Annotated in this window: 7 protein-coding genes; all 7 read right to left on the reverse strand. The window is 45.6% G+C overall.

Annotated features, from left to right (window positions below):
* Positions 1–40 precede the first annotated feature (40 nt).
* On the reverse strand, positions 41–1,252 hold the full coding sequence (locus ABUA34_RS08060; RefSeq protein WP_161171512.1) for a M20 metallopeptidase family protein: 1,212 nt from the start codon (positions 1,250–1,252) through the stop codon (positions 41–43).
* Entirely contained in the window at positions 1,249–2,031 is a 783-nt protein-coding gene (locus ABUA34_RS08065; RefSeq protein WP_015534268.1) for a TraX family protein, read from the reverse strand. The genes ABUA34_RS08060 and ABUA34_RS08065 overlap by 4 nt, the downstream gene beginning before the upstream one ends.
* Before the next feature lie 314 nt (positions 2,032–2,345).
* Positions 2,346–3,803, reverse strand: coding sequence for a glycoside hydrolase family 32 protein (locus ABUA34_RS08070; protein WP_161171511.1), 1,458 nt, complete (start codon positions 3,801–3,803; stop codon positions 2,346–2,348).
* 22 nt (positions 3,804–3,825) lie between these two features.
* Positions 3,826–3,999 (reverse strand): hypothetical protein, encoded by a 174-nt coding sequence (locus ABUA34_RS08075; protein WP_227135321.1) that lies wholly within the window; start codon positions 3,997–3,999, stop codon positions 3,826–3,828.
* An 82-nt stretch (positions 4,000–4,081) separates the two neighbouring features.
* Positions 4,082–4,756, reverse strand: a complete 675-nt coding sequence (locus ABUA34_RS08080) for a V-type ATP synthase subunit D (RefSeq protein ID WP_004850770.1) — start codon at positions 4,754–4,756, stop codon at positions 4,082–4,084.
* A gap of 279 nt (positions 4,757–5,035) precedes the next feature.
* Positions 5,036–6,406 (reverse strand): V-type ATP synthase subunit B, encoded by a 1,371-nt coding sequence (locus ABUA34_RS08085; RefSeq protein ID WP_349823132.1) that lies wholly within the window; start codon positions 6,404–6,406, stop codon positions 5,036–5,038.
* A 4-nt stretch (positions 6,407–6,410) separates the two neighbouring features.
* Positions 6,411–7,190 (reverse strand): ATP synthase beta subunit C-terminal domain-containing protein (locus ABUA34_RS08090; RefSeq protein ID WP_502880265.1); only part of this gene is annotated, 780 nt, incomplete at its 5' end.

Below are 7,190 nucleotides of genomic sequence, written 5' to 3' on the forward strand. Positions count from 1 at the left end.
CATTTTTGAACATAAAATAACTTACTATCTCTTACATGCACTACATCAACGCCAGCCCCACAAACATTTTAACTGCTGTCTCTATGATCTCATCCGGGAACTCGAATCCCGCCGTATGGAGCTGGGCATGATCCTCACCATCGCCTACGCCGAAGAATGCTCCCTTTGTCTCCTGCAGATAGTATCCGAAGTCCTCCGACCACCTCATCGGTTCAGCAAGTTCTGTAACCACAATATTCTGGTCAGCAGCACATTTTCTAAGTTTGTCCACATTCACAGCATGATTTTCCGTTGCCGGGAACCGCTCTATCTCCTGTATATCAAGGGTGAAGCCCCCATCGTCCGCAGTATTTTGTGCAATCTGCTTTATCTCATCCACATACCCGGCAAATACCTTTTCTCTCTCAGCCCTCACCGTCATACGCAGCGTTCCTTCTGATGCAGCCACACCATAATTGGCATTTCCAATATCCATTCCGATGAGCGTCATCCTGACAAATCCCCTGCTGCGGTTGTACTCCTCCGTAAGCTTCTCTATCTCCAGCAGCAGCCTGGCAAGCGCAGGCCCCGGATTCTTTCCCGCCTCAGGATATGCCGCATGGCTGGCTGTCCCTATCATATGTATCTCAAGCCCCGTTGATGCGCATGCAAATGTTCCATCTATCGTCAGCACATGATTTCTTGGATATCCCGGTATGTTATGAAGTCCATAAATCTCACCTATATTCTTTTCAATTATAAGATCTCTGCACAGCCTTGCCCCGGCACCGATCTCCTCTCCGGGCTGAAAGATAAAATAGACATCCCTGTTAATTATCTGATTCTGGCAAATTGCCCCGGAATCGTTATTTCTATCACACACATGCGTATTTTCGCATTTCTCCATTGCACGGGACAGCCAGACCGCAGCCCCACATAATATACTGCTATGTCCATCATGCCCGCAGTAATGTCCCGGCTTTCCATCCTGCCCACACACTGCATCCATGTCTGCCCTGAACGCGATCGGTGTTCTTTCTTCATCCCATATTCTGTCATCAGAAGATTTCAGCACCGCATAAAACCAAGCACCTCTATCCACGATCTCAAGGTCAGTATTCTCCCTGAGAAACGACATGAGCACCGCCTTAGTCTGCATCTCATGCATCGAAGCCTCAGGAATGCTGTGAAGCCTGCGCCTGAGGTCATATATCTTTGTCATCAGCTCTTTGTCAATTTCCATAACGCCTCCGTGCTCCTTCTCATCTATCACAGCCCAAGACACATCCTTATAATACCGAGTATCAGCATATGCACTGGATAGAACAGGTAATTCACCAGCTTATTCTGCCTGCCGCGCTTGCCATTGTATGTCAAAGTCAGTCCAAACCCCAACAGTGCCCACGGTTCCTTGAACATCGCCAGGTAGCAGAACGGTATTGCAATTGCGGACTTTTCATGAAATATATACAGGAAATATCCTATAAGTATGGCATGGTAGTCATAATCAACCGCAAGATTCATCGATATAAGACACACTATGGCAACTATCGGTATCGTTGCTATAAACCATACTGCCTTGGGAAGCTTCTCCATTTTTTTCCTCAGCACATCAATGATCCATATCATTGCCAGCACCATCGCCAATGTAAACATAATATTATTTGCATTCCATTCAAAGAATACGCCACTGGAGAACATGTCATAAGGGATCTCAGATATCACGCCAAATATAAGCAGCATTCCAAGATACTTCCACTTGTTTCTCGTATGAAAATATCCTTCCACCAACATATATATGAATATCGGGAAAGCTATCCGCCCCAGGACATCAAATACATCACTTACAGCCGATATTATTCCACCATCCAGATACGGATACAGCAATGTCTTATTCGTATGATCTATGAGCATTGAAATGAACGCTATATACTTAAGCTGTGCTCCGGAAAGCAGACCTATTCCGTTCAATGTTATTTTTCTGCACGTTTCACAAGTTGCACCCTCTGCCTGCTCAAAGTTATTTTTTATTTTATAATTATGAACTTTCATGCAATTTCTCCTTTGTTTTCCCAACATTTACTGATGTTTTAGTCCTAATAAGTACAGTAGTCGTTTTTAGGCCCCCGCACTTATGCACTACCACACTTTTCAGCAGTGTTTTCACTATAAGTATAACATAACTGCATTGAATAACAGAGCTTAACTTTTTTTCAATACGCTTAAATTTATGACATTGCGCATTTACATGTAGTCAGCATATTTGCTGGATAAATAAACAAAATACCAGTCTGCAAAATCAGATGTTTTTCTAATCTTTGCAAGCTGGTATTCGATCACCCTCTGTGTCAATCAGAGCATATGACCTATATGTTCAGATCGTATTTCTCCACCTCAAGTTCCACACATCCGTCAGTTTCAAATACAATATCCTGAGCATTGCGCGGTGTATATATAACTGTAGACAGCACTTGTTCTCCATCATTTACAAATATCTCTATGGAATTCCAATCCATCACTATTCTCATTTTTGAAAGTCCATTGCCATTCTTGATTTTGACCTTGCGCACACAGTTTGTATCACGTATCCATCCCGCAAATGTTCTGTCTATCTCAAGCATTTGTGTTCCCGTGGTATAGCTGACATTGGTTTCATGAATCTCATTCTTTGCCAAGTGCATTGTAAAATGTCCGCATTCAGCTTTCTTTATATCAACTGTCATATCGATAACTCTGCCGTTAATGCCTTCATATGTCTTCTCACCACGCAAAGTATCATTAACTACCAGCTTGTTCTGCCTGTATTCACAAAGCTCTCTGACCGGAGTCTGAATCAGCTTGCCGTCAGAGATCATTAGTTCTCTTGGAACTGACATCATACATGCCCACTTCTGTCCACGTGGCAGCGTATTTACGCTGTCCCAAGACTGCATCCAGCCAATCATCGCTCTTCGTCCATCAGGTGTTCTTATAGTCTGTGGTGCATAAAAATCAAATCCACTGTCCACAGATACCGCTTTTTCATACTTGAAAATATGTTTCTCTTCATCCACATCGCCTGTGAAGAATACCACGTTATTTCCATTGTGAAACTCTCCATCTGCTGACATGTCCTGTGGGGATACTATAAGCACCTTATGTCCATCCATCTCAAAATAGTCTGGGCACTCCCACACTGCGCCAAATCTGCCTGTTTCATCCTTTGCAAATACTGATTCAAATTTCCAGTTGTACATATCATCTGAAGAGAACAGTACAACCTGAGGGATTCCATCATATGTCCGGTTTCCAGCCAGCATATAGTACCTACCGTCCGCATCCTTCCAGACCTTCGGATCTCTGAAATCAGCACGGCTGCATTCCTCCGGCATGATCTTCCCATCAACAACAGGATTGCTGGATATTTTTTCATAACTAATTCCATCGCCTACAGCCATACACTGGTTTTGTATAACATTCTTAGTTCCACCAGCCAGTTTTTCCTCAACTACTCCTGTATAGAACAATACATGCTTCCCGTCATTCTCTATTGCAGTTCCTGAAAAGCAGCCAAATGCATCATAATCCGAGTCAGGTGCCAGTGCTGTTGGAAGCTCCTCCCATCTTATAAAATCATCTGAGGTGGAATGTCCCCAGTGCATAGGTCCCCACTCCGTGCTGTATGGATGGAACTGATAAAACAAATGTGCCTTTCCTCCATATATGGAAAATCCATTAGGGTCGTTTAACCAGCCCACCGGAGTTGTAAGATGGAACTCCGGCTTGTCTGCTCTGTCTACTCTGTTCTTTTCTATATATTCATCTGCCTTCTGGCATGTATACATACTGTGACCTCCTTCTGTTTGATTAGATTGTTTTTTCGGTTGTACTGTCAAAGAAGTGCAGCTTATGTGGCATGAATACGAACGAAACCTTGTCGCCTATCTGGCTTATCTCATACTTTGATACTCTTGCAACAGTCTTGCTTCCCGCAAACTGGAAATACAGATTATTTTCATTTCCCGTCCACAAGAAGATCAAACCGCCCACACCCCTTTATTTATCTGAGGTGTGGGCGGTTTTTATCAAAACTTTTGTCCTATAAGTTTAAATATCATTCTGTCTACTGCGCATGCTCGAACTGATGCTCTTTGTAGTGATGAGCCTCCTCCAGCATCATGTCCTTGACCTTCATAAGTCTGACCTGGGTGCTTCGCTCATTCTCATCAAGCTTCATGCTTATATACTTTATTCCCTCCCGGGTCTCCGGGATGATAACATGCTCAAGAGCATTTACACGCCTTCTGGTCTTCTCTATCTCCGCTGCGAGCATCTGGCAGGACTTCTCCACCTCCGCAAGTCTCAGCATATCAGGAAGTATATCCGAAAGGGACTTCACTGCATCGTCCAGCTCTCCAGATGTAAATGCAAATCCATACGAATAGATGTCATTTGAATTTGCGCTTTTCGTCTTATAGTCGTACACAGGAATGTCAACACTCATTACATTCCTGTCGCCAAGGGCGATCCGCACCTCCTGCTTCGGAGCCATGAGCGCCGTACTCAATGTCTGCTCATTCATACCCGCCTTCGCTATTACAAAGCCTGTGTTGGCAGCTTTGATGCCAGCCTCAACCTTCTTTCTCAGTTCCATATTCTCTCTTGCCATGTCAAGGAACTGCCTCATCAGCTCATCTCTTTTATCTTTCAGAAGCTTATGGCCTCTGGATGCCGTGACCAGCTTCTTCTTAAGCCTTGTCAGCTCCATTCTGGTTGGATTAACCACAACATTAGCCATCTGTCTTCTCCTTTCTTCCAAATATATTCTCAAGCTACTTGACATGTATTACAAAGACAACGTGTATATGGCAATTTTGAATGTCGTACATTTAATTGTGTCCCCATTGCGGCATATATTGCCAACCGGGGGTCGCTTCCGCTTATTTCGGTCTGCAGCGGTACTAAGGTGCCGCTTGAGGCGCCACCTAAGGACCGGCGACCTCAAACTCCCCCTATTGGCAATATATGCCGCAATGGGGGACGAACACAATCTACATCTTTCAAAATTGCCTACCCACTACTTTCCGTAATACATGTCAAGCCACTTGTCGTCGATACGTTTCAGCTCGGCTCTAGGAAGAATGGAGAGAAGCTTCCAGCCTATGGCAAGTGTCTCCTCAATACTTCTGTCGGTGCCGTACCCCTGGGATACATACTCCTTCTCAAATGCCTCTGCAAACTTTGCATATATAATATCTATATCCGAAAGTGCCGACTCACCCAGGATAGTCATAAGTTCCTTGGCATCCTTTCCTCTTGAATAAGCTGCAAATAACTGGTTCATGGTGCTGGCATGATCTCCTCTGGTCTTGCCCTCACCGGTTCCCTTATCCTTAAGTCTGGACAGTGATAGAAGTACATCGATAGGCGGTGTGACTCCCTTTCTGTACAGCTCTCTTGAGAGAATGATCTGTCCCTCTGTGATATATCCCGTAAGGTCTGGTATAGGATGAGTCTTGTCATCCTCAGGCATGGTCAGGATCGGTATCATGGTTATACTTCCATTCTTACCCTTCTGTCTTCCGGCTCTCTCATACAGAGTTGCCAGGTCAGTGTACATGTATCCAGGATAACCACGGCGTCCCGGAACCTCTTTTCTTGCGGCTGATACCTCACGAAGTGCATCCGCATAGTTCGTGATATCCGTGAGGATTACCAGAACGTGCATGTTCTTCTCAAATGCAAGATACTCAGCGGCGGTAAGCGCCATTCTAGGTGTGGCGATTCGCTCAACAGCAGGATCATTTGCCAGGTTGATAAAGAGGACTGTTCTGTCTATGGCACCAGTCTCCTTGAAGCTCTCTGTGAAGAAGTTTGCCTCCTCAAATGTGATACCCATGGCTGCAAATACGACGGCGAATGGCTCATCTGTTCCGCGCACCTTTGCCTGTCTTGCTATCTGTGCTGCAAGCTGGCTGTGCGGAAGTCCTGAAGCCGAGAATATCGGCAGCTTCTGTCCTCTTACCAGTGTGTTCAGTCCGTCTATGGCTGATATACCTGTCTGAATGAACTCAGACGGATAGTTCCTGGCAGCCGGATTCATCGGCAGACCATTGATATCTCTTCTCTCATCAGGAAGTATCTCAGGGCCGCCATCTATAGGTCTTCCAAGTCCGTCAAATACACGGCCAAGCATATCTTCTGATACGCCGAGCTCCATACTCCTTCCAAGGAATCTTACTTTGCTGTTTGAAAGGTTGATACCTGTCGAATTCTCAAAGAGCTGTACCAGGGCGTCCTCGCCATTTATCTCAAGGACCTTGCATCGTCTGATCTCGCCGTCCGCCAGCTCAATCTCACCCAGCTCATCATAAGCTACATTCTCAACTCCGTGCACCAGCATCAGAGGACCCGCAACTTCCTGTATAGTTCTATATTCCTTTGGCATAGTCTTAGTCCTCCTTCTCTATAGCTTCCTGAAGCTCCTTGTCAAGCTCCCTGGATATCTTCTCGTACTCTTCATCCACATTCTCAGGAAGCACATATTTGAATCGTCCGATCTTTTCTCTGATCGGCATGTTCAGAATATTTCTTATGCTTGCTCCACCGGCCAGTGCCTGCGCTGACTCCTCATAAAATGCCATGATGAGCTCCATCATCAGAAACTGCTTGTGAAGCGGTGTGTATGTGTCCACATCATGGAATGAGTTCTGGTGAAGAAAATCCTCTCTGATGGATCTCGCCGCCTCCATCTTCAGTCGGTCTCCCGCTGAAAGGGCATCCATACCTACCATCTTAACGATCTCATCGAGCTCTGCCTCCTCCTGAAGCAGGGTCATCATCTTCTGTCTGTCGACCATGAACTTTTCATTTACATTTTCCTCGAACCATTTGCCCATATTGTCCACATACAGAGAGTATGAGGTCAGCCAGTTGATGGCAGGAAAATGTCTCTTGTACGCAAGCGATGAATCCAGTCCCCAGAATACCTTGACGATTCGAAGTGTTGCCTGTGAAACCGGCTCGGAAATATCACCACCCGGAGGAGAAACCGCACCGATAACCGACAGTGCACCGGTTCTGCCCTCGCTGCCGAGAGTCTTGACCATTCCGGCTCTCTCGTAGAACTGTGCAAGTCTTGAACCGAGGTAAGCAGGGTAACCCTCCTCACCAGGCATCTCCTGCAGACGTCCTGACATCTCTCTGAGCGCCTCAGCCCAACGCGATGTGGA

The sequence above is a fragment of the Coprococcus sp. RTP21428st1_C9_RTP21428_210409 genome (assembly GCF_040227395.1).
Taxonomy (GTDB): Bacteria; Bacillota; Clostridia; order Lachnospirales; family Lachnospiraceae; genus Coprococcus; species Coprococcus aceti.